This window comes from Achromobacter kerstersii (assembly GCF_902859595.1).
GTDB classification, from domain to species: domain Bacteria; phylum Pseudomonadota; class Gammaproteobacteria; order Burkholderiales; family Burkholderiaceae_B; genus Achromobacter; species Achromobacter kerstersii.
Genome location: NZ_CADIJQ010000009.1, coordinates 232,593 through 255,057, shown reverse-complemented (window position 1 = coordinate 255,057; position 22,465 = coordinate 232,593). Strand labels below are relative to the sequence as shown.

The following is a 22,465-nucleotide window of genomic DNA, read 5'->3' as shown; positions in this document are numbered from 1 at the left end:
GTGAGCGAATATCTGACAGCATCAGAGCTCGCCGAACTTGTCGGCTGCAAGGCGAACCAACGAGCCGCTATGGCAAATTGGCTCACCGCTAACCGTTGGAGCTACGTCGTGACTATGAACGGTCTACCGCGCGTGCTTCGCGAATACAGAAACAGAAAGCTAGGTCTTGTTGATGAGCAAAGAACAAAAGCCCGCCTCGAAGCGAGCCCGAACGTCGACGCGTTCCGGCGGCCAGCGAGAACCCACAGGAGTGGCGCGACTCTATAAACGCGTCGGCACGAACGTCGTGTCGTTCTATTACATTCACCCCGACGGCAGGGGCGAAACTCTGGGCAGGGCATCACTCGGCGATAAAGCGGCTATTGAACAGGCCCGTCGCACAGCTATGCGACGGGCCTTAGAAATCCGCGATGGTGCAGTCATTGCTGGCTCCGTTGCCGAAATGATCGAGAAGTTCCGCGATGAGATCGATTCAACGCACTATGCAGATCAAAGTCCGCACGGGAAGGCACTGAGGCTCGCCGCTTACGAAAATCTGTCTGCCTTTTTTGGAAGAATGGGGCCAAGGACTCTACGCAAACAACACGGCTATCAATATCTGCAAGCGCGGGCCGAAGCAGGTGCGCCCGCTCGCGCAAACAAGGAGCTCTCGCAGCTAGCAACGATTTGCCACTATGGGGTGCGTTGGGACTTGATGGAAGACAACCCGTTCACGGGAATGATGCTCAACAAGACGGACACGAAAGTCCGCGTGGTCAGTCGACGGCAAGTTTTGAGGTTCTACCTTTGGTCTCTCAAACAGCGCCAGAACTATCGAACGCTGGGCTGCGCGGCGATGTTCACGTATCTCACTGGGTTTCGTGCCGCCGAAGTGCGTCCGTTCACAAAAGACGGCCTCCAACGTGATGGCGTTATCGTCGTCTCCGCAAAACGGAAAAAAGGTGAAGCAGCCTCAGTAAAGCGGCGATACTGGTCTCGACGATTGCGTTGTGTAGTCGAACGCGCCCTACAGCGAGAGGACAAGATCGCTAGCAAATACCTGTTCGCTGCAACCCGCCGGGGCGCTTGCTATTCAAGGTCAGGATGGGGATCTTCTTGGCAAGACGCCATGAACGCTTGGATCAGAGCTCAGGACCAATCTGTGAACGAAACTGACCTCGTCACGGATCATCCGCTCTACTTCTCACTGCTTGATATTCGCCCGGCAGCAGTTTCCCGAAAGTTGGAGATGCAGGCCAAAGACGCATACGACTTCGCCGGTCACGCGAACCCATCAACGACGCACAAGCACTATGATCGCCGACTGGTGAAAAGTGCCGCAGCAACGGAGTGAATTTAAAACTTCGAATTTCTATTTAAAAATTCACATCGTGAAATGAAAAAAGGCACTTAGCTTTCGCGTAAGTGCCTGATTTCTTTTAATTCTTTGGGGTGGCTGATGGGGCTCGAACCCACGACAACTGGAATCACAATCCAGGACTCTACCAACTGAGCTACAGCCACCTCTGGTACTGCTTCAAGCGGTACTTTCGTACTGCTTTCTTCTTCACCGCCGCGCTTCAGGAAGAAGCTCAACAACGAAGAGGCCGAACTATAGCACATTTTTTTGACCTGTCAAAAGCCCTGCCCCTAATTTTGCTTGCCTGACTTCGCCAGCTTGCTATCCTTCCGCTTGGCTCACCTTTGGAGGCCGGCTTTTTTGCCATCGCTATGGATCGCCTACACGCATTTTTGATCGATTACTGGCCTCATATCGTGTTCGCCATCAGCATCGTGGCGGGGTCGGGCGCGGCGGTGCATGCCGCGATGACCAAGCAGGATGTGCGCGCCGCCATCGGCTGGGTGGGGGTCGCGTTGTTCTCGCCGCTGTTTGGCGCGCTGTTTTATTTTGTGGCGGGGATCAACCGTATCCGCAAGACACGCGTATCGCAGCTGCGCGATGAAGCCATGGTGGTGGATGCCGAGCAAGTTGAAACGCGGCCCGTGGATGTTGCGCCGATCTCGGGGCCGCAGTTCGCGTCGCTGAAGGTGCTGGGCGACCGGGTCAGCCGGTTCCGTTTGCTGGGCGGCAATGCCGTGCAGCCGCTGGCGGGGGGGGATGAAACCTATCCGGCCATGCTGAAGGCCATTCGCGATGCGCGTCATGCCATCGCGATGCAAAGCTACATCTTCGACAACGATGCCATCGGCCGTGAACTGGCAGAGGCGCTGATCGAAGCGCACGCGCGCGGCGTACAGGTGCGGGTGTTGATTGACGCCATTGGTTCCAAGTATTCGCGCCCGCCCATCGTGCGCATGCTCGCGCGCGGCGGTGTGCCCGTGGCGCGCTTCATGACGAATCCGCTGGGCGTGCTGCGCATGCCGTATGCCAATCTGCGTAGCCACCGCAAGGTGCTGGTGATCGATGGGCGCGTGGGTTTCACCGGCGGCATGAACGTGCGGGCGGCCTTTGTCAGCGCGTTGTCGGGGGATGCCACCAACCGCGACACGCACTTTCGGGTGGAAGGGCCGATCGTGACGCAGCTGATGTCGGTGTTTGCGCATGACTGGAACTTCACCACGCACGAATCGCTGCCCGCCAAACCCTGGTTTGATCCGCACGCCTTGCCGCCCACGGGCAACGTGCCGGTGCGCTGCGTGCCGTCCGGGCCGGACCGTGCGCTGGGCAGTTCGCACAATATGCTGCTGGGTGCGCTGGCGGTGGCGCAGCGCCATGTCCGCATTCAGTCGCCCTACTTCCTGCCCGACCAGACGCTGATTGGGGCGCTGGCCACCGCAGCGCGGCGCGGCATCGTGGTCGATATTGTCATTCCGGACAAGAACAACTTACGGCTGGTGGACTACGCCATGTCGGCGCAGCTGGACCAGGTCGTGCGCACGGGCTGCCGCGTGTGGCGCGCGTTGGGCGCGTTTGATCACTCCAAGCTGATGACGGTGGACGACGCGTGGGCCTACGCCGGTTCGTCGAACCTGGACCCGCGCAGCTTGCGGCTGAACTTCGAGTTGGACATCGAGATCTACGACCCAACGGTAGCGTGCTGGATTGGCGACCAGATCGACGGGCGCATCGCGCACGCCAAGCGCGAGACGCTGGAAACGCTGACGCAGACGCCGTTTGCCAAACGGCTGCGCAACAAGATCATCTGGCTGGCGACGCCCTATCTGTAAGGGGGCCAGCGATGGCTGAGTTGCCCTTCGCCAGCAGCGGCCGATGACAGCCGCCCAGCGGCTCAGCCGTCGGACGCCGGCACGGCCGCGTGGCGGACGGCGAACACCGCGTTGGCTTTCAACATCACCCGGCCGTCCGCTTTGAGCAGGCAGGTGGCGTAGATCAGCCGCTTGCCCTGCTTGTCCACCTGCACATGCGCTTCGAGCCAGTCGCCGGGCTGCACGGCGTTCAGGTATTCCACCGACATCTGCACCGTTACGATCGACACGTGCGCCTGTTGCGCGATGGTGTAGCCCAGCGCGCTGTCGGCAAGTGTGGCGAGCAGGCCGCCATGCGCCATGCCGTGCATGTTCGTATGCGGCTCGCCGACGCGCAGCGCCATGACGCCGTCTGCATCGCGCCGGTAAAAGGCGCCCAAGTCCGCCAGGTGCGTCATGAAGGGGCTGCTGGGGGTCCAGCGTTCAAAGCCCTCGGGGATGGAATCTGTCATGGCCTGGAAATTAGAAAAGTCCGATAGTGGATGATCGAAAGTACCCCAAAGCGCAAACCATTGGGCATCCCCGGCTGCAAGAGGTGACCGCACAGCGAACGAAGCGGTCATTTGCCCGGCGCGGGGGCCCGCCCCCCCTGAGGCCTTCGTATCGTCCGACTTCTGAGAGTAAGATTTACGGCACAACAAACACCTACACATGGCAGGAGCAGTGGAAGATGGCGAAAGTCGGCATGGTTGGAATCGGCCTCATGGGCCACGGCATTGCAAGCAATTTGGTAAAGCATGGTCATAGCCTGACCGTGCTGGAGCACCCGGGCAATCAGCCCCTGGATGCCTTGAAGGCCGCGGGCGCAGCCAGCGTGACCACAGGCGCCGCGTTGGCCGCGCAAGCGGATGTGATCATTCTGTGTGTGACGGGCAGCCCGCAAGTCGAGGCCGTGCTGCTGTCCGAAGGCGGCGTGCTGGAAGGCCTGCGCGCAGGCACCGTCATCATCGATTGCTCGACCGCGATCCCGTCGTCGACCGTGAAGGTGGCGCAGGCCGTGACGGAATCCGGCGGCCGCTTCCTGGACGCGCCGATGACGCGCACGCCCAAGGAAGCCGCCGAAGGCCGGTTGAATCTGCTGGTGGGCGGTGACGCCGCCTTGTTCGAAGAGTGCAAGCCGATCCTGGCCTGCTTCGCCGAGAACATCACGCATGCCGGCCCCGTGGGCGCCGGCCACCGCATGAAGCTGCTGCACAACTACGTGTCGCTGGGTGTTGTCGCCCTGCTGTCCGAAGCGGCGGCGTGCGCCCTGCGTTCCGACATTGATCCGGCGGTGTTCGCCGATGTGCTCAGCAAGGGCGGCGGTGGCGGCGTAGCGCTGGAACGCATCAAGCCCTATCTGCTGGAACAGGACCCGTCGTCGCTGCGCTTTTTCATGTCGAACGCGCAGAAGGACCTGTCCTACTACAACACCATGGCGGCCGAAGCCGGCGCCGTGCGCGAAATCGGCGCGGCCGTGCAGCACACGTTCGACCAGGCCGTGACGCAAGGCGGCGGTGACCGCTATGTGCCTGAGCTGGTGTCGTTGCTGAAAGACCGCTAAGGCGCCCGCAACGCGTTAACGACTGACGGCTGCCGGCGCCCGCACCAATCCGCGGCCCGGCAGCCGCAGCGAAATCGCTGCAGCCAGCAGCAGCAACACGCCCGCCGATCCGAAGGCGACCCAATGCGTGTGGAACGTGTCGAAGGCCCAGCCGCCCAGCCACGAACTGATCATGCCGCCGACCTGGTGGCCCAGATACGTCAGCCCGTACAGCACGCCGACCAGCCGGATACCGTAAACGTCCGCCAGAATCGCCGAGGACAAGGCGATGCTGCCCGCCCACACGATGCCGCCGATGGTGGCCGCGGCGTAGAGCTCCCAATGCGCGCCCACCATGACCAGCGCGAAGAATCCCAGGCCACGCACCAGATAGATGGCGGCCAGGATGTTGCGCCGTTCGACCTGGTCCGACATGCGCCCCAGCACCAGCGTGCTGAAGATGGCGACCAAGCCAATCAAGCCGATACCCAGCGAGCTCGTCGTGGCGTCAAAGCCGTGGTCCATCAGCATCGGCATGCCGTGTGTGCCCAGCAGGTTCATGCTGTAGCCACAGGCGAAAAGACCCAGCGCCACCTGCCAGAAAGGCAGCGTGCGCAAGGCATTGCGCACGTTGGGCGCGGGCCCCTTTGCTGCGGGCTTGGCGGCGGACTTGCCTTCGATGATCTGGTGCGGCAGCAGGTCGGTGTGCTCGGGTGCGGTGTCGCGCATCACGAAGAGCGCGACGGGCACCGTCAGCAAGGCGAACAACACCGAGAAGGCCAGCAGCGTTTCCTTCCAGCCCACTGCGGCGATGGCGAACGTCAGGGTCGGCGTCATCAGCGCGATGCCCGCCATTGAACCCGTGGACAAAAAGAACAGCGCCATGCCGCGCTGGCGCGTGAACCAGCGGCTGATCACCGGGGTCAGCGCAACGGGGCTGGTGAAGGCCAGGCCGACTGATAGCGCCACGCCGAACGACAGCAAGAATTCAATGGGGCCGCGCGCGAATACTGTCCATAGCGAAGACGCCACGACGATGGCAGTGCCGGTCAGCAGCACGAAGCGCGTGCCGCGCGTGCTGACCAGGTACCCCGCCAGCGGCATGGCCAGGCCGTAGCACAGCATGCCCACCGCGACGATGCCCGACAGCAGGCTGCGCGAAAATCCCAGCCCGTCCGCCATGGGCAGGAAAAACGGCCCGATGCCCATGCGCAGGCCAACCGTCAACAGGGTGAGTACCGCGGCGGCGCCGACGATGTTCCAGCCGAAATACCAGCCGCCCGACTCTTGCTTGTCCAAGTCCTTCTCCTCGATGTCTTCTTATGGCCGCTTGCGCGCCAAGGCTTACAGACACCGCAGGGAAGGCGCGGAGAGGCTCCGCTATCGACACGGGTGGGAAGGGCGAGGCGTGGATCGGCGTGTTCTTGCCAGCGGCCATCGGCCGTCCGGACGCGTCATATTACTCCTGGCTATAAAGCTTGCGCCCGCCAGAAATTAAAAACTGTCCGATCTCCGGGCAATCTCCCAAGCCGGCGCGCCAGGCGATCTCGCAGGCCCGTGCGCCGAGGGATCTCGCAGGCCGCCGGGCCGGGCACTCACGCAGGCCGCCGCGCCGGCCCCTTCGGCGCAGCACGTTGCGCACGAAGCGCAGCACGTTGCGCACGAAGCGCAGCACGTTGCGCGCGAAGCACAGCACGTTGCGCACGAAGCGCAGCACGTTGCGCACGAAGCACAGCACGTTGCGCATGAAGCGCAGGCGCGTCTCGCCGTCATTGAAGCAGGCATACGGCTGGGCACTGCTGTAGATCGCGAAGTCATCCGTGCCCCACCCGTGTGAGCGACGCTCGACCATTCCAGGCGTAATATGCCGCCGATGCCGTAGGCCATTTCGTGCCACCCATCAGGATCGGTGCGGCCACCTATTGTTCGCCCGGCGCCACGGTCCAGATCCACAACTGCGCAGCTGCTGAATTCAATCGTGAACCCCAAGACGTCGATGTTCGCCCTTTCCCGCCAGGAAATTGCCCTGGTGCTGGTCACCATGCTGTGGGGAAGCACGTTCCTCATCATTCATATCGCCATGCAGCACAGCGGACCGCTGTTCTTCGTGGGGTTGCGCTTCACCATTGCGGGTTTGATGGCGCTGTTGCTGTTCAGAAAACACATGGCGGGGATCACCCGTCTGGAAGTCGGCGCAGGCATCGCCATCGGCTGCGCGCTGTTCCTGGGCTACTTTCTGCAGACCGAAGGCCTGCGCACCATCACCAGCAGCCAGTCCGCCTTCATCACCGCGCTGTATGTGCCGATTGTGCCGCTGTTGCAATGGGCGGTGCTGAAGCGTCCGCCTGGGCTGATGAGCTGGATCGGCGTGGCGCTGGCCTTCTCCGGACTGATCCTGTTGGCGGGCCCCGAGGCGGGTTCGCTGAGTTTCAGCCCCGGTGAAGTCGCCACGCTGGCCGGCGCCGTCGCCATTGCCGCGGAAATCATTTTGATCGGTCTGTTCGCCAAGCGTGTCGACAGCCGCCGCGTGACCTTCGTGCAGTTGCTGACTGCCGGGCTGGTGTCGTTTGCGCTGATGCCGGTGATGGGCGAATCGATCCCGGCGTTTTCCTGGCTGTGGGCGGGCGCCGCGATTGGGCTGGGCCTGGCCAGCGCCATCATCCAGCTGACCATGAACTGGGCGCAGAAGTCGGTGTCTCCGACACGCGCCACCGTCATTTATGCGGGCGAACCGGTATGGGGCGGCATCGTCGGGCGCTTGGCGGGTGACCGTTTGCCGGCGCTGGCCCTGGCGGGCGCGGCGCTGATTGTGGCCGGCGTGCTGGCCAGCGAAATCAAGTTCGGCAGAAAGAAACCCGTCGCGGCGAAGGGTAAGCAAGCGGTGGGCGGCTCGGCCTGAATTGAAGTCGGCCTGAATCGAAGTCGGCCCACGTCAAAGCCGACGTCGGCGAAATCAGCCCGCCTGTTCCAGAAATGCTTGCAAGGCGGGCACGGTATTGAGCACATGCTGGCGCATGGCGGCCTCGCAGCGCGCGGGGTCGCGGGTCTTTAACGCGTCGATCAGTTCCTGGTGCGATTCGCGCACGCGCAGCACGCGGCCCGGTTGGGCGGCCCACAAGCGCATATAGGGTTCCACCACGGAATGCAGTTCCGAGAGCTGGCCCAGCAAGCGCGGCTGCTGACAGAAGCTGCACAGGTATTCGTGAAACTCGCGGTGCGCGGTGGTCCAGTCGAGATCCTCGCCCGAGCCCTGGTCCAGTTGCTCAAGCATGTTCGACAGGCGGCGGATGTGCTCGGCGTTCATGTGCAGGACGGCGTTGCGCATGGCCAGCCCTTCCAGCACCGAGCGCATCTCGAACACTTCCAGCATCTCCTGCTGATTCAAGCCGCGCACGACCGCACTGCGGTTCGCGCGAATTTCCACCAGCCCTTCCGATGCCAACCGGCGCAACGCCGCGCGCACGGGCATGCGGCTGGTACCGATCTCGGTGGCGACAACATCCGGCACCAGGCGCTGGCCCGGGGCATAGTTGCCCAGCCGGATTTCGCGTTGCAGATGCAGATACGCCTCGTCTTCGGCGCTGATCGCTGTCTTTTGAAATTGCAGCATCGTCGTCCCCGGGCTTGGAAAGCCGCAATGATAGATAAACGCAAAAATAACACAAACTGGATACAGTTATCCATGGATGCAAATACCAATGGTTCGAGGGCGCGCGGTCCCGTCTAATTCCCTCCGAAGGGCGTTGTCATGCGCCCTCATAACAGGGGAACCCATGAAATTTCGTCTTATCCGGACGCTGGCGGGCCTAGCCGCCGTGGCCTTCGCGGCCCAGGCCGGTGCGCAAGCTGGCGCCCCGGCCACCGATTGGCCGCAGCATCCCGTGCGTATCGTCGTGCCCTTCCAGGCCGGCTCCGCCACCGATCTGATCTCGCGCCAGCTGGGCGCCGCGCTGGCGACTGAACTGGGCCAGCCTTTCGTCGTCGAAGCCCGTCCGGGCGCGGCGGCCGCCATTGGCAGCGCCTCGGTGGCGCGTTCGGCGCCCGACGGCTACACGCTGTTGATGGGCGGCCCGGCCGCCGTGGTCACGAACCGCTTCCTGCAAAAACGCCTGGCCTATGACCCCGACGCCTTCGCGCTGGTGTCGATGGTGGCCTACACGCCCAACATCCTGCTGGCCAACCCGCAGCAGCCGTTCAAGACGCTGCCCGAAATGGTCGCCTATGCGCGCGCCAACCCGGGCAAGCTGACCTATGCCTCGTTCGGCACCGGCACCACCTCGCACATGGCGGGTGAAATGCTGAAGTCCATTGCCGGCATCGACATCCTGCACGTGCCGTACAAGGGCGCGGGCGAAGCCATTCCGGCGTTGCTGTCGGGCCAGGTGTCCATGTACTTCGACACCATCATGACCGGCCTGCCGCAGGTCAAGAGCGGTTCGTTGCTGGCGCTGGGCATGTCCAACTCGCAGCGCTCGGCGCTGGCGCCGGACATCCCCACCATCGCCGAACAAGGCTACGCCGGCTACGACATCGCCCCTTGGTACGGTCTGGTCGCGCCTGAAGGCACGCCGGCCCCGATCCTCGACAAGCTCAACCGCGCCGTGAACAAGGTGCTGGCCGACCCGGCATTGCGCGGTAAGCTCGCCGAAGCAGGCGCCGAGCCCCGTGGCGGCAGCCGCGAAGAATTCGCCGCCTTCATCAAGGCCGAAATTCCGCGCACCAAGCAGTTGATCGATCAAGCCGGCATCACGCCGCAGTAATCCTATTCACGAGTTTCCAGCATCCATGTCCTCCTCCTTCGATTGGTCTTTTCCGTACGCTTCCCGAAAAATGCCGGTCCTGGCCGCCAACGCGGTCGCGACCAGCCAGCCGCTGGCGGCGCAGGCGGGGCTACGCATGCTGCTGGCCGGTGGCAATGCCGTTGATAGCGCCATTGCCACCGCGATTGCTCTGACCGTTGTCGAGCCCGTCATGAACGGGATCGGCGGCGACATGTTCGCGCTTGTCTGGCATGACGGCCGCCTGCATGGCTTGAACTCCAGCGGCTGTGCGCCGGCCGCATGGACCCCCGAATTCTTCAACGGCCGCGACGCCATGCCCGGCACCGGCTGGGGCACCGTCACCGTGCCGGGCCAAGTGGCAGGCTGGAAGGCCTTGTCGGAACGCTTTGGCAAGCTGCCCTTCGCCAAGCTGTTCGAACCCGCCATCGCCTACGCCGAAGAAGGCTTCGCGGCATCGCCCACCATTGCGCGCCAATGGGCCACGCAAGCGCCCAAGCTGGCTCACGAACCCGGCTTTGCCGACGCGTTCCTGCCGCAGGGCCGCGCCCCGCAAGCTGGCGAATGGTGGCGCTTTCCGGCGCAGGCCAAGACGCTGCGCGACATCGCCGAAACCGGCGGCGAAAGCTTCTACCGCGGCGAACTCGCCCGCAAGATCACCGACTTCGCCCGCCAGACGGGCGGCGCGCTCAGCGCCACGGACTTGGCCGAGCACCGCCCGGAATGGGTCGCGCCCATCTCGCAATCGTTCCGCGATGTCGAGCTGCATGAAATCCCGCCAAACGGCCAGGGCATTTCCGCGTTGATGGCGCTGGGCATGTTGGAACAGTTCGACCTGGAAGGCATGGGCCGCGACAGCGCCGACTACTACCACGTCAGCATCGAAGCCATGAAGCTGGCGTTCGCCGACCTGCACCATCACGTCGCCGACCCGCGCCACATGCGCACCGATGCCCGCGCCCTGCTCGACCGCGCCTATCTGGCCGAGCGCGCGCGTCTGATTTCCATGGACCGCGCCAGCGTCCCCACCGCGGGCACGCCCGCCACGGGCGGCACCGTCTACCTGACCGCGGCCGATGCCAGCGGCACCATGGTGTCGTTCATTCAATCGAACTATCACGGCTTTGGCTCCGGCGTCGTGGTGCCTGACACCGGCATCAGCCTGCACAACCGTGGCCTGAACTTCGTGCTCACACCCGGCCACGCCAACCAGGTCGCGCCGCGCAAGAAACCCATGCACACGATCATCCCCGCGTTCGTCACGCGTGGCGGTGAACCGCTGATGTCGTTCGGTGTGATGGGCGGGTCCATGCAGGCGCAAGGCCATCTGCAAATGGTCACGCGGCTGGCCGCGTTTGGCCAGAACCCGCAGGCGATGAGCGACGCGCCGCGCTTCCGAGTGGAAAAGGGCCCGGTCGTGAATGTGGAATCGCACCTGCCGGCGGATGTGGTCGAGGCGCTGCGCGCACGCGGCCACAACGTGGCCGTGGCGCCTGCCGACAGCCTGGAATTTGGCTCGGCGCAATTGATTTGCCGTTTGCCGCAGGGTGGTTATGTGGCGGCGTCGGACTCGCGCCGCGACGGCCAGGCGGTGGGCTTCTAAGCCATCCGGGCGGTCAAACGCGGTTCCAGACGCGCTCGTCCATGCGCGGGATCATCGACAGCCCGCCATCGCCCGCCTGGATTTGCGCCGCGTCGGCGCCGTACTTGATCAAGTCGGCGTCGCGTTCGATTCCCAGCTTGCGCATGGCGCTACGCTTTTGCGAACTGACCGTCTGCACGCTGCGATGCGACATCTGAGATATTTCGGTCACGGTGGCGCCGGCGCAAAACAACCGCACGATTTCGGCTTCGCGCTTGGTCAGGCGCGCGCGCCCCAATGCAAACGCCTGATTCACGATCATGTCCTTGATCGTGGGCGAATAATAGGTGCGGCCCTGGTACATGGCGTGCACCGCATTAATGATGTGGCTCGTCGAATCCGACTTGCTGAGCACGCACAGATTTTCATACGCCAGCAAGGCGCGGATCAGCGTGGGGTTGTCGATCATGGTCAACACCGCCACGCGCAAGGCAGGATAGCGCCGGCGCAATAGCGCAATCAGGCCCAGGCCGTCGCCGTACTTTCCACCTGGCATGGTGTAATCGGAAACCACTACGTCGCAATGCTGAGTTTCCAGCCGCGCAATCAGGTCGGTGGAATTTTCCGCGCAGCCGATGACATCGATGGCGGGATCAAGACCCAATTCATAACTGACGCCCAGCGCAACGGCGGGATGGTCGTCTGCGACGATGACACGAATATATCGGGACGACATTGTTGCATTCCCCTCTTCCACATTGGGACTCCCCGGGCAACATTCTCGTTCTCGCGCAATGTCGACGATCGGCGAAAACGAGGTTTCTCATTTATCGGATGATACTCATGGGTGCTTCGTCGGTGTCAAACCACTAGAGCGATAGACCGATATAGTGCTGCCGTACACCTAATAAACAAATAGGAAGAATACGAAAGTGCCAGTTTCGTACCGTTGCCGCGCATGAGTCAGACGTAATCCTAATACGCCTCAGACCAATCCCACAGACGACGCCTCTCTTTTGGCGCATATTGTCTGATCCCGCGTACCGGCACTCAGGACGCTAGCCAGGCCCATGAAAGAAAAAGACCCATTGGAAGCCGGGACTTCCCCCTCCAGACCCACCGCACTCGCCCTAGACCAAGACCAAAACATGGCCTCACCTGACGTGACGGCGCTTGTGCTGCCCCCTCGGCCCGAAGACCGCGAACGCCGCCATGAACAACGCGTGCGCATGATCAGCGACTTGACCGCGGCCGACCCCGCTCGCATCCGCACGCTGGCCAGCGCATTCGTCAAAGCCAACGACGTCGACAAGCAGCAGTTGCGCCGGCTGCATGACAACGGCGACCGCCTGGCGTTGCGCCAACTGGCGCACCGCATCAAAGGCGCCGCACAAATGATGGGCGACACGCAACTCGTTGCGCACTGTACCGCGCTCGGGGCCGCCTGCATTGATTCCAAGGCCTCACCCTTTACGCTGACCCGCTGCGTTCATAACATGGAAGACGCCATGCGCGAGTTCGGCGAGTCCTGCGAGCGCATGGCGCAAGAAGCCGACGGGCCGCCGCCCTGAACGCCGCGATTCAGGTGTCGGACACGTTCCCGACACCGCTAGGGCACAGCTCGGCCCCTGCTCGGACAAACCCCGGGCACACCTCGGACACGAATCGGAATCGTCAACCGCGGAATTCGTACTCTTCATAGGGCTTGATTCCTGCCCGCTCCGTATATTGGCCGCTTGCATCGCGTGACCTGATTTTTCGCGTCCACGCCACGCCTCTGACGCCCATTCGCACCGCGTTCACGTCTGCGACGCCAGCGTCCCATACGGATGACCCTGATGACCCTACGACACGGCGGCGCCCGCTGCATGGCGCTCGCCAAGACGTCCCACACGCTCTTTCGACACTTCCGCATCACGCCCAACCGGGCCGCCTGCCTGGCGCTGCTCTTTGCCCAACCCGCCTGGGCGCAGGTACCCGACGCCGGCCGCTCTATCCGGGATCTGGAATCCACCATCCCCACCCCGCCGCCCGCCGCCCCCGCGCCGGCGCTCGACCTGCGTGAACCCGGCGCACCCGCAAGCCCTGCTGCCGACAACGCCGCCCCCCTTGCCACCATCAGGGTGCAGGGCTTCCAACTGGACGGCAACCGCGTTTACGACAGCGCCGCATTGCAGGCGTTGCTGGCCGACCTGGTCGGCTCCGAGCAAGACCTCAACGGCCTGCGCAGCGCCGCCGCGCGCCTCACGGCCCACTATCAGCGCGGCGGTTATCCGCTGGCGCGCGCCTACCTGCCCGCGCAGGAAATTCAGAACGGCATCGTGCGGATCAGCGTGCTGGAAGGGGTGTATGGGCAGGTCGTTCTGAACAATGCCTCACGCACCCGCAACCACGTGCTGCAACCCGCCCTTGATGCGTTGCATAGCGGCGATGCGGTACATGGCGCCGAGCTCGACCGTGCGCTGCTCGCGTTGAACGATATCCCGGGCGTCACCGCCAAAGGCACTTTGCGCGCAGGCTCGGCGACGGGGGCCACCGACCTGCTCGTCAATGCGGACTCGGGCCCCTGGATTTCCGGCAGCGTTGACGCCGACAACTACGGCGGCGCCTACACCGGGGAATACCGGCTGAGCGCAGCGGCCAACATCAACAGCCCCTTGACGCTGGGCGACCAGCTCGATGTGCGCCTGCTCTCAAGCGACCGCCAACAACGCTACTACCACGTCGACTACTCCCTGCCGCTAGGCCCCTGGTCCACGCGCGTGGGCGCCGGCATGTCGGCCATGCGTTATGAATTGGGCCGGGAATTCAACTACCTGGAAGCGCATGGGCGCGCCGACACGGCAAACGTTTACATCAGGCAAACCCTGTTGCGCAGCCGCGATGCCACCGTGCAGGCCACTCTGCAATACGAACACAAGCGCTTGCAAGACGACTACGACGCCGTGGACTACACGCGCGCGCATCGCGTCGGCTTGTGGACGGCCGCGCTGAACGCCAGCGCCCGCGACCACATCCTGGGCGGCGGGCGCAACGCCGCCTATCTGAGTTTTTCCCGGGGCAACTTGCGCTTTGGCGATACGGCGCTGCGCGATGAAGACCGGCGCTTCAAGCACGCGGGCGGCGGGTTCGGCGTGGTCAATGCCAGCCTGGGCCGCTTGCAGCACGTAGCGGGTCCCGTGCAGTTCTATGGCCGCCTACGTGCGCAGTGGTCCAGCAAGAACCTGAACAGTTCGGAAAAATTCAGCCTGGGCGGGCCGTACGGCGTGCGCGCATTCGCGCCCGGCGCGGCCAGCGGCGACCAAGGCTGGCAGGCCTCGGGCGAGCTGCGTTATCTGCCCCTGCCGGGCTTGCAGCTATCGGCCTTCATCGACACCGGTTCGGTGCAGGCCAGCAAGCGCAGCTGGACGGACGAACGCAACCGCCATTTCCTGACCGCCTTTGGCGTCAGCATTGCGCATGCCGCGCCCACCCATTTGATCAACGTCAGCGCCGCCTGGCCCTTGCAGCAAAGCATGCCACGCACCGCGACGGATCAAGAGCCACGCTTCTGGGTGCAAGCCACCCGGTATTTCTAAGCGTAGACACCGCCCTTGTTGCATCGTCCTGGGCCAATGCCGCAGGCGTTAAGGGCACCCATCCATCCCTGGAGAGAGCTTTGAACAAGACCTATGCATTAGTGTGGAGCGAATCGCGACGCGCCTGGATCGCCGCCAGCGAGTGCGCGCGCCGTCGGGGCAAGTCCACTCAATCGGGCGCCCGTGCCGCCGCAGCGGCCATTGCGCTGCTCGGCCTGAGCACCCACTTTTGCGCGCAAGCGTTACCGACAGGCGGCACCATCACGCATGGCGACGCCACGATTACTACCGACGCCGGACAGATGGTCATCCAGCAGAACAGCGAAAAGATCATCGCGGACTGGACCTCGTTTGACATCAGCGCCGGGAATACCGTCAGGTTCGAGCAGCCCAGCAGCACGTCCGCGGCATTGAATAAAGTCACCAGCTTCCTGCACACCGAGATCAACGGCAAGCTCGAGGCCAATGGCCGGGTCTTCCTGATCAACCCGAGCGGCGTGATTTTCAAGCACGGGGCAGAAGTCAACGTGGGCGGCCTCGTCGCATCGACGCAACCTATTCAGGATGCCGATTTTATCGGCAGCCATTACGTCTTTTCCGGCGACAGTGCATCGGTGGTCGAAAACTATGGCGCCATTACCGCTAGCGGCGGGGGCGGCGTTGCATTGCTCGGAGCGAACGTCAGTAACGAAGGCGTCATCCGTGCGGAGTTGGGCACCATCGCTCTGGCCGCGGGCGAAGCCTTCACGCTGACTTTCCAGGACAACCAACTCCTGGATCTGCAGATCGACCGCGCCACCGTCGCCGCCATAGCCAGTAATGGCCATCTGCTGCAGGCGAACGGCGGCCAGGTGCTGATCAAAGCCGACGCCGCGAACGCCACGTTAAGAACGGTCATCAACAGCGTAGGCATCATCGAAGCCAACACCCTGTCCGGCAAGGCGGGCAGGATCGTGTTGGATGGTGGCGCACAAGGCTTGGTACGGGTCGCTGGCACGATGAGCGCTGCGGCGCTGGGCGGCCAAGGAGACGGCGGCGCCGTTACCACCCGGGGAAGTGAAGTGCGCGTCCAGCAGTCCACCCAGACGGATACCCGTGCAAACAAGGGCAAGAGCGGCATCTGGAACATCGACAGCAACATCGTGAAGGTCAACACGGTAGGCGCTAACACCGAGGGCCTGACGATACACAGCAACACGCTCAGCCAGAACCTTGCCACCACGGCAGTTGCGTTGACCGCCGTCGACGGCGATCTTTCGATCAATGGCCCAGTCTCCTGGGCCAGCTCCAATGCTTTGAGTCTGCACACCAACCAAAACGCCAACATCAATAGCAACGTGCGCGGCTCGGGCGCGAATGTCCATATGTCCGTGAGCGCAGGGGCTGGCGCGTTCATCAATGGCTCTCTGGGCGTCACAGGCGCCAAGAGCAGGATGACGATCAACACCTTGAACGGCTACGAGATAGCGGATGGCGCGACCGTGATGCTGTCCGGCGCGGGGACGACGTTCAGCGCCAATGGCCGGGAGCACACCGTGATCCAAAACGTGTCCCAGTTGCAGGCGATTAACAAGCGCCTGGACGGTCATTATGTATTGGGCAACAGCATGGGGGCCAAGGCCAATTTTCAAGCCATCGGCGGCGAAAGCGGCACATTCTCAGGCACGTTCGATGGTCTGGGCCACACGATAGAGAACCTCTCGATAAAGGGCAGCGGCGCCAATCTTGGACTATTCGCGGCGTCCTCCGGCGTGGTCCGCAACACCGTTCTGAAGTCCGTGACGGTCAGCGGGGCGCGCGATAGTCTGGCAGCGATGTCGATAGGATCGCTGGTGGGCTTGAATACCGGAGACATCTACAACGTCAAATCCTGGAGCACGGTGGTAGAGGGTTCCGCCAATCGCGAAAATGTCATCGGTGGTCTGGTCGGCACCAACGAGGGCGCCATCATTCAACGCGCCACGGTGTCGGGCAACGTACGAAGCAACGGTCATACCCGAGCCGCAGGCGGTCTGGTGGGCGAGAACAAAGGGGGTGCTACGGGCCGCGGGACCATTCGGAACAGTGCGTCGACCGCTACCGTATCCGGCGACATGCAGCGCAGTTCGACAGGCGGCATGGGAGGGCTGGTAGGGGTCAACAACCGTGGGTCTGTCCACCATTCGTCCGCCACGGGTAAGACGGCAACCCGCAGTGTTGGCATTAATGTGGGCGGCTTGGTTGGCAACCACACCGACAGCTTCATTGAGTCCTCACAGGCTGGCGGTCTTGTCCAGGGCGGCAAACTCGGCAACACCGGCGGCCTGGTAGGGGCCAACAACGGCGGCGCGATTTACCACGCGATCGCGAGCAACACCGTCGAAGCCTTTGGCGCCGGCAACACGGGCGGAGCGGTGGGCAGCAATAATGATCGAGGCGAACTGCTCAACGTCAGATCCAATGGAAAAGTCGCAGATTGGGAAGGCCATAACGTCGGCGGACTGGTGGGCGCGAACGTCGGAAGCGATAGCCTGATCGAGGAAGGCCACTCCACCGGACGGGTCGACGCGCGCAAGAGCCAGAAGGGCGCACAAATCGGCGGTCTGGTCGGCTACAACAGCGGCGTCATCAGAGACTCCGAATCACATGCTTCTGTCGAGACCGGCCACAACGCATCGGCCGGCGGCCTGGTCGGCACCAACGATGGAAGGCTGCAACGCGTGCGCGCAAACGGCAATGTCACCGCCTACAAGCATTCGTCCGTCGGAGGATTGGTAGGCACCAATAATGGCAGAATAGATTCGGCTGTCGCGTCTGGTGCAGTGTGGGGCCATGATCAAAGCCGTATCGGCGGCATCGCTGGCGTGAACGCGCGCAATGGATTTATCTTCAACGCCACTGCGCGTGGAACCCTGGAAGGCGCTCACCACACAACGATTGGAGGCATCGCCGGATTGAATCAAGGACTGATTGAAAGGTCTAGCGCCGCAGGCCGCATCAAAACGCATTGGTACACATGGTTGCTGGGCCAGACGCATGGCGTGGTCGCGGGAAAGAATACCGGCATTATTCGCTAATGGGCTCCATGCCCCTTTGATCGTCTAAAGCACTTTCCACGCCTAAGTTCCAGGGCATGAAAAAGGCCGTACGGGTTAAACCGTACGGCCTTCTTTCCTATCACGCCATCATCAGTCATCAGGGAAATTCAATGGTGAACTCCGCTGTCCCATTCGCATGCCCGCCTGCCATCTGGGCCGGGTGCGCGGCGGTGCGCAAATAGCTGGCGCGCAGAAATATGCTTGCGCTGTCCGCGCCGGCTCTCGCCATGTCATAGAACTTGCCGAATTCGATGCGCTTGTTGGTCGCCGCGTTAATCATCACAATGCCCACGCCTTTGGCCGGTGGCAATCCCCGGTCGTCCACTTTGGGATCGAGCTTCAGCACAGTCTTGTCAGCACTGGCGCCGTGTTTGGCGGTAAAAGAAATTTTGGGTCTGGCAAGGGCGCTGCATTTGCCCAGCGTGATATCAAATGGTCTTTCTTCAGAGGTGGCTCCTTGACTGGGAAAATCACGCAGCGAGTAGGACCCCAGTTCCACGGTCTTGGTCTGTGTCAGCCCCACTTCGCACGCGTTGGAAAACACCACCTCGCTGCCACCCGCCCCAAGTCCCATGATGCCGCTTCCCAGCAAGGGGCCCAGCTTGGTAGAGACACAAACCTGCGGCCCTGCGGGATAAGACGGAAAGCGCGGAATCGTTTGTCCGAGTTGATACGGATTACCTTTCGGAAAGCTCATTGCATACAGCGCGAATCCCGCGCCAAGGGCGACACCGGTCACACTCTGCGGCCCGTTGGAAGGCAACTGATCCAGCGGGGAGGCCAACACAAGCTGTTGGATCAAAGCGGTATGCACCGAATCATGTTTCGGCTTCGGCTTTCCGTCGTTGACAGCCAGCGCGTGCTTTGCCACCACCACCGGAAGATTGCCGGGCAACACTGCCTGGCCGTTTGCCAATATCGCCATGGAGATGCCGGGAACGTTGGTCTTGGCCCAGCCGTTTTGATCCACAGCCAACCTGGGTTCCCAAATTGCCGCCACGATCAATTCGTATTCCTCCGAAGGATCGCCGTAATCCTCATAGGTAAAATCCGTCGTCACAATGGCACTTCTTTCAGACAGCACATCACTCACTTGCGCCGCACTGCTAAGTTGCGGCCTAAGCGGATTCCATCGCGAGCCTAGCTTATTGCTCCAGGTGCAATTCCCGGCGATCAGGCCTTTCTGCGTTGACTGGCCCCACGCCATCGGCGCTGCCACCGCCAGCAACACGCCCGCCAATCCTCCCGCGCCGAGACGCCGCAACACACCCCTGCTTGCCATGTTTGTCTTCCTTGTTCGGTTGACGACGGCTTGCCCGCAGCCGCCGCCTTGATTCAGTTGGCCGCGCCCGTCGCGAGCGCGCTCGTGCCCTGCACCATGACGCCGTCGTCCGTCGGCGCTTCAAACCGCAGTGCGTCCCGGCCGGCTAACGGGATAACGCCCGGCGCCAGCGGAAAGCGCGTTCCGCCCATAGGCGCCACGGTCAGTCCGTCCAGCAGGACGGGGCCGCCACGGGCCTTGAATTCCACGCGGGCGAACGACACGAAGTAGGCCGACGGATTCCACGCTTCAAGCACGCCCTCGCCCTGCGCCCCCTCTGCCGCATTGCGATACGTCCACCTCACCTGATCAATGGCCTCACGCGCCGATCCCGCCAAGCCCGATGGCCGGTACAACACCTTCATCCGAAAGCGATGCGACAACTTCAAGCGATTAGGCGCGTCGCCCGCCACCGACGGCGTACTCGACGGCACGTTCAGAAAATTGATCCAGAACACGGATTCACGATCCGTGGGCATGGGTTCACCCGTGTGCCGCAGCGACACCGCCGCGCGTTCATGCGCGTTCAGACGAAACACGGGCGGCGCCACAACAAACGGCACCGCCAGCTGGCTGGGGTCCGCATCACGGCTTCCTTGATCCAGCCAGACCTGCACCAGAATCGGCCGCTCGCCCGTGTTGCGGGTTTGAATCGTCAGTGATTTGTCGTTTGCCGGGTAGACATGACGCGTACCCACCACGGCGAGATCGGCGCGCGCAGCCGCGCTCAGGCCCAGCGCCAAGGCAAGACACAGAATGACTCGGTAACCAGCAGGCAAGATAGGCGCATTCATCGCATCGTCAGCGCGTCGCCCGCCGCCGCCTTCAACACCGGCGTTGCCACCCCCGCGGTGCAGGCCAGCTCAAGCACGTCATAGCCCTTGGACGTGTTCCGCTCGGGCAATTGGTAGTCAATCAGGCATTGCTCATCGTCACCCGTTCCCCACTGCACACGCACCGTACCGCTGTCTTGTTCGGCGCGCATGACGATACGGCTGCCCTGCCCGACCACGCCCACTGGCAATGCGGTTGCCACATCGATGACCTCGGCGCCAAACGGCAGCGAAGCGCCGTCGGCCTGCGTGCTGCGAATCAGCAGTTGGCGCGCACGCAACGTCGGGTAAACCAGTTTGGCGATGGCCCCGGCCCGGGGCGCGATGTTGACCGAGCTGGTCTTCAGTTCAATGTCGTCCGGAATATTCTTGGGGTCCAGGTCCACCGAGTTCAGGCGATACGGCGTCAGATGGCCAACGATGGCGTAGCCGCGAGCGTCCACCTGATTGAAGCCGTACCCTACCCGCGCACCCTGAGCGCCCTTGGCCTCGACCAGCGCCACGGTCTCGCCCATTGCCTGGGCGAACGTCACGCCGCCGCCGTGCACCAAGACTCCGCCATTGGCGCTCATGGATGCCTGGCGGTACCCCTGGCCCGCGCCTACGCTTGCCGACACCGATACCTGAGGGAATTGGTACGCCAGGCTGGCATCCGCCGTATTGGAGCCATTGCCGCCCGTGTGAGAGGCAGATACCGAGTAAGTGCCGGCGCTTTCCTCATCCAATGCGCCGGTTGCACCGGTGGTGAGGCGCGTTCCAGACTGGCTGTCGCGGCTGTAGAACGTATTCAATCGGGGCGATCCGCCCGAGGCTGCGCTGCCCAAGGAGATGGAGATATTCAGCGTCACCTGCGTGCTTCTGTCGCCATTGCCACGACGGTACCCGTCTGCGCCGCCCACGTTGTGCACCCGCTGCACGCCTAAGGAATACGAAATGCGGTTCCAGGAATTGCTGTAGCCCAATGCATAGTTCAGGGCGTTGCCCCGCTCGCTCCAGTAGTTCGCCGCCGAGCCCGCCACATACACGCTGCCCCACCGCTCACCCAGCGCCTGATTGATGTTCGCGTCGAACCGGCTGCGCATGCCATTGACACGAAATGGCCGGTAGCCGTCTCCGTGCGACGTTCTCCCGGCGGCGACGGCCTCTCCCAAGCCGACGTATCCGCTGGTGGAGTACCGGTACGCCAGCAACGAAAAGCTGGTGCCGCTGTTCGGCAAATCCTTGCTGTAGGTCAGCCGGTAGCTGGCGCCGCTGCGCTTGCCCGAACCCGGCAAATCAGCGCGCGCTGTCGTGACGTCCGCCGCAAAAGCGCCTATCCGCGTACTCATCGCCGCGCCCAACAGCATCGAGCGGTAATCGTCGGTAAAGGCCAGCCCGCCGTAGGCCGTCACGGCGTCGCCCACCCCGCGTTTGAGCGTTCCTTGCAGGACGTACTGCGAACTGCCGCGCAGCCCCGGGTCCGCCGCGCGGCCCGCAGTCAGGCTGTATTGGGTCGTGCCCGGTCTGAGCAACTGCACGATCGTGGCAAACGGCACCACGAAGCTGCGTGAGCTGCCATCGGCTTCCGTCACGCGTACGTCCAGGTCGCCGCCATAGCTGTTGGCGCGCACGTCTTCAATCGCAAACGGGCCGGGCGAGACGGTCGTTTCATACACAAGAAAGCCGCGCTGATAGACCGACACCTTGGCATTGCTGTTGGCCGTGCCCCGCACGATGGGCGTGTAGTACCGCAGGGTCTCGGGCAACATACGGTCATCGCTGGCAAGTTGAACGCCCCGGAACGTCACCGAGTCGAACAGTTCACCGCTGGTGGCGCTTTCCCCCAGCAGCAACTGTGATTGCCACGAGGGCAAATCAGTTTGCACATAGTAGGAACTGGCTTGATACCTGGCTCCGTTGCGGGTGGACCACGTGACCGATCCCGTGTGCCGGAACCGCAGCGCGCCCACATTGACGCCCAGGTTCAGCCCCGAGTATCCCCGCGTCATGCGGCGCCCCGCGCCTTCGCTGGTGTACACGTTGACCGTGTAGTTCAGTCGCGCCGCCGTCATGCCGCTGTCCCATTGCGACGGGTCCACATACCGGTGCGACGCCGCCAGCCGTTGCAGGTATTCGGGGTAGGTGATGTACAGGCGCTGTTGCGCGATATCCAGCTTTATCTGACCGCCCGGCACGTATGCCGCCAGCTCCTCGCAGGTCAGCGCGTCCGGCAAGGGATCAACGCCTTCTGCGCGCGACACCTTGTTCAGATCCAGCCCGCCCCGGTCGAGAAAGGCGGTGTCATAGCAAGGCACGGCGCTATCGAAGCCCTCGATGTGACGGAACTCGATGTCCTCGACCCCGCGCCATTGGCCGTTGAAATAAACATCCAAATGATGTGTGCCGGCCTCGGCGTAATTCACGCGCTGAAACCGGCGCGGATCAATGGTGACGCCTCCGATGCCTTGCACCAGCATGTTCGGGTCGAAGATGGCGATTTCGTCCTGCGCGTTCGTGGCGGTTGCCGCGACACCCAGGGCGAAAGCCAGCGCCATCATGCCCCCGATTGGCCGCCGCGAGGGCGCGGC

At 63.0% G+C, this 22,465-nt stretch carries 18 protein-coding genes and 1 tRNA gene; 10 read left to right on the top strand and 9 right to left on the bottom strand.

The features are described 5' to 3' along the window. The gene (locus HV765_RS32255) at nt 1-267 is read left to right on the top strand and encodes a DUF4224 domain-containing protein (RefSeq protein ID WP_175171211.1); all 267 of its coding nucleotides are present in this window, start codon (nt 1-3) and stop codon (nt 265-267) included. Next, nucleotides 173-1,333 (top strand): site-specific integrase, encoded by a 1,161-nt coding sequence (locus tag HV765_RS24030; protein ID WP_175171055.1) that lies wholly within the window; start codon nt 173-175, stop codon nt 1,331-1,333. Before HV765_RS32255 ends, HV765_RS24030 begins: the two co-directional genes overlap by 95 nt. A gap of 94 nt (nt 1,334-1,427) precedes the next feature. On the opposite strand, the gene HV765_RS24025 is transcribed toward HV765_RS24030, so the two are convergent. Then, nucleotides 1,428-1,503: transfer RNA gene (locus HV765_RS24025), tRNA-His, on the bottom strand. Between the two features lie 207 nt (nt 1,504-1,710). Between HV765_RS24025 and cls the strand changes: the two genes are divergently transcribed. Beyond that, nucleotides 1,711-3,168 (top strand): cardiolipin synthase, encoded by a 1,458-nt coding sequence (gene cls, locus HV765_RS24020; RefSeq protein ID WP_175171210.1) that lies wholly within the window; start codon nt 1,711-1,713, stop codon nt 3,166-3,168. Nucleotides 3,169-3,230: 62 nt separating this feature from the next. Here the strand turns inward: cls and HV765_RS24015 are convergent, their stop codons facing one another. Next, on the bottom strand, nt 3,231-3,659 hold the full coding sequence (locus HV765_RS24015) for a PaaI family thioesterase (RefSeq protein ID WP_175171209.1): 429 nt from the start codon (nt 3,657-3,659) through the stop codon (nt 3,231-3,233). A 218-nt stretch (nt 3,660-3,877) separates the two neighbouring features. Here HV765_RS24015 and HV765_RS24010 point away from each other — a divergent pair, with 218 nt between their 5' ends. Next, on the top strand, nt 3,878-4,750 hold the full coding sequence (locus HV765_RS24010) for an NAD(P)-dependent oxidoreductase (RefSeq protein WP_175171208.1): 873 nt from the start codon (nt 3,878-3,880) through the stop codon (nt 4,748-4,750). 15 nt (nt 4,751-4,765) lie between these two features. Here the strand turns inward: HV765_RS24010 and HV765_RS24005 are convergent, their stop codons facing one another. Continuing rightward, nucleotides 4,766-6,028, bottom strand: a complete 1,263-nt coding sequence (locus HV765_RS24005) for an MFS transporter (RefSeq protein WP_054427791.1) — start codon at nt 6,026-6,028, stop codon at nt 4,766-4,768. A 160-nt stretch (nt 6,029-6,188) separates the two neighbouring features. Beyond that, complete coding sequence (locus tag HV765_RS24000) at nt 6,189-6,581, bottom strand: hypothetical protein (RefSeq protein WP_175171207.1); 393 nt, start codon at nt 6,579-6,581, stop codon at nt 6,189-6,191. Between the two features lie 144 nt (nt 6,582-6,725). Between HV765_RS24000 and HV765_RS23995 the strand changes: the two genes are divergently transcribed. Continuing rightward, nucleotides 6,726-7,628, top strand: a complete 903-nt coding sequence (locus HV765_RS23995) for a DMT family transporter (protein WP_175171270.1) — start codon at nt 6,726-6,728, stop codon at nt 7,626-7,628. Between the two features lie 54 nt (nt 7,629-7,682). Here HV765_RS23995 and HV765_RS23990 read toward each other — a convergent pair whose 3' ends face one another. Beyond that, complete coding sequence (locus HV765_RS23990; RefSeq protein ID WP_054427793.1) at nt 7,683-8,339, bottom strand: GntR family transcriptional regulator; 657 nt, start codon at nt 8,337-8,339, stop codon at nt 7,683-7,685. A 163-nt stretch (nt 8,340-8,502) separates the two neighbouring features. Between HV765_RS23990 and HV765_RS23985 the strand changes: the two genes are divergently transcribed. After that, complete coding sequence (locus HV765_RS23985; protein WP_054427794.1) at nt 8,503-9,489, top strand: Bug family tripartite tricarboxylate transporter substrate binding protein; 987 nt, start codon at nt 8,503-8,505, stop codon at nt 9,487-9,489. 25 nt (nt 9,490-9,514) lie between these two features. Beyond that, nucleotides 9,515-11,110 (top strand): gamma-glutamyltransferase family protein, encoded by a 1,596-nt coding sequence (locus HV765_RS23980; RefSeq protein WP_217483390.1) that lies wholly within the window; start codon nt 9,515-9,517, stop codon nt 11,108-11,110. A gap of 13 nt (nt 11,111-11,123) precedes the next feature. Here the strand turns inward: HV765_RS23980 and HV765_RS23975 are convergent, their stop codons facing one another. Further along, nucleotides 11,124-11,825 (bottom strand): response regulator, encoded by a 702-nt coding sequence (locus tag HV765_RS23975; protein ID WP_054427796.1) that lies wholly within the window; start codon nt 11,823-11,825, stop codon nt 11,124-11,126. Nucleotides 11,826-12,237: 412 nt separating this feature from the next. Here HV765_RS23975 and HV765_RS23970 point away from each other — a divergent pair, with 412 nt between their 5' ends. The 3 genes from HV765_RS23970 to HV765_RS23955 all read left to right on the top strand — a co-directional run bounded on the left by HV765_RS23970 (nt 12,238) and on the right by HV765_RS23955 (nt 17,723). Continuing rightward, a complete protein-coding gene (locus HV765_RS23970; protein ID WP_175171206.1) occupies nt 12,238-12,660 on the top strand; it encodes an Hpt domain-containing protein in 423 nt (140 codons plus the stop codon). 267 nt (nt 12,661-12,927) lie between these two features. Continuing rightward, complete coding sequence (locus HV765_RS23965) at nt 12,928-14,667, top strand: ShlB/FhaC/HecB family hemolysin secretion/activation protein (RefSeq protein WP_254600708.1); 1,740 nt, start codon at nt 12,928-12,930, stop codon at nt 14,665-14,667. Between the two features lie 80 nt (nt 14,668-14,747). Continuing rightward, nucleotides 14,748-17,723, top strand: a complete 2,976-nt coding sequence (locus HV765_RS23955; protein WP_175171205.1) for a two-partner secretion domain-containing protein — start codon at nt 14,748-14,750, stop codon at nt 17,721-17,723. A gap of 118 nt (nt 17,724-17,841) precedes the next feature. On the opposite strand, the gene HV765_RS23950 is transcribed toward HV765_RS23955, so the two are convergent. Genes HV765_RS23950 through HV765_RS23940 form a run of 3 tightly spaced genes read right to left on the bottom strand, consistent with a single transcriptional unit; the run spans nt 17,842 to nt 22,435 of the window. Then, entirely contained in the window at nt 17,842-19,026 is a 1,185-nt protein-coding gene (locus tag HV765_RS23950; protein ID WP_175171204.1) for a fimbrial protein, read from the bottom strand. A gap of 53 nt (nt 19,027-19,079) precedes the next feature. After that, nucleotides 19,080-19,859: a fimbria/pilus periplasmic chaperone gene (locus HV765_RS23945; RefSeq protein ID WP_254600707.1), complete on the bottom strand. Its 780-nt coding sequence runs from the start codon at nt 19,857-19,859 to the stop codon at nt 19,080-19,082. Beyond that, nucleotides 19,856-22,435 (bottom strand): fimbria/pilus outer membrane usher protein, encoded by a 2,580-nt coding sequence (locus HV765_RS23940; RefSeq protein ID WP_254600706.1) that lies wholly within the window; start codon nt 22,433-22,435, stop codon nt 19,856-19,858. Before HV765_RS23940 ends, HV765_RS23945 begins: the two co-directional genes overlap by 4 nt. Nucleotides 22,436-22,465 lie beyond the last annotated feature (30 nt).

What these genes read in the sequence shown, in the direction of transcription:
- HV765_RS24030 (WP_175171055.1), top strand. Translation starts at nt 173, where the DNA reads ATGAGCAAAGAACAAAAGCCCGCCTCGAAGCGAGCCCGAACGTCGACG.
- cls (WP_175171210.1), top strand. Translation starts at nt 1,711, where the DNA reads ATGGATCGCCTACACGCATTTTTGATCGATTACTGGCCTCATATCGTG.
- HV765_RS24015 (WP_175171209.1), bottom strand. Translation starts at nt 3,659, where the DNA reads ATGACAGATTCCATCCCCGAGGGCTTTGAACGCTGGACCCCCAGCAGC.
- HV765_RS24010 (WP_175171208.1), top strand. Translation starts at nt 3,878, where the DNA reads ATGGCGAAAGTCGGCATGGTTGGAATCGGCCTCATGGGCCACGGCATT.
- HV765_RS24000 (WP_175171207.1), bottom strand. Translation starts at nt 6,581, where the DNA reads ATGGTCGAGCGTCGCTCACACGGGTGGGGCACGGATGACTTCGCGATC.
- HV765_RS23995 (WP_175171270.1), top strand. Translation starts at nt 6,726, where the DNA reads ATGTTCGCCCTTTCCCGCCAGGAAATTGCCCTGGTGCTGGTCACCATG.
- HV765_RS23990 (WP_054427793.1), bottom strand. Translation starts at nt 8,339, where the DNA reads ATGCTGCAATTTCAAAAGACAGCGATCAGCGCCGAAGACGAGGCGTAT.
- HV765_RS23985 (WP_054427794.1), top strand. Translation starts at nt 8,503, where the DNA reads ATGAAATTTCGTCTTATCCGGACGCTGGCGGGCCTAGCCGCCGTGGCC.
- HV765_RS23980 (WP_217483390.1), top strand. Translation starts at nt 9,515, where the DNA reads ATGTCCTCCTCCTTCGATTGGTCTTTTCCGTACGCTTCCCGAAAAATG.
- HV765_RS23975 (WP_054427796.1), bottom strand. Translation starts at nt 11,825, where the DNA reads ATGTCGTCCCGATATATTCGTGTCATCGTCGCAGACGACCATCCCGCC.
- HV765_RS23970 (WP_175171206.1), top strand. Translation starts at nt 12,238, where the DNA reads ATGGCCTCACCTGACGTGACGGCGCTTGTGCTGCCCCCTCGGCCCGAA.
- HV765_RS23965 (WP_254600708.1), top strand. Translation starts at nt 12,928, where the DNA reads ATGACCCTACGACACGGCGGCGCCCGCTGCATGGCGCTCGCCAAGACG.
- HV765_RS23950 (WP_175171204.1), bottom strand. Translation starts at nt 19,026, where the DNA reads ATGGCAAGCAGGGGTGTGTTGCGGCGTCTCGGCGCGGGAGGATTGGCG.
- HV765_RS23945 (WP_254600707.1), bottom strand. Translation starts at nt 19,859, where the DNA reads ATGAATGCGCCTATCTTGCCTGCTGGTTACCGAGTCATTCTGTGTCTT.
- HV765_RS23940 (WP_254600706.1), bottom strand. Translation starts at nt 22,435, where the DNA reads ATGATGGCGCTGGCTTTCGCCCTGGGTGTCGCGGCAACCGCCACGAAC.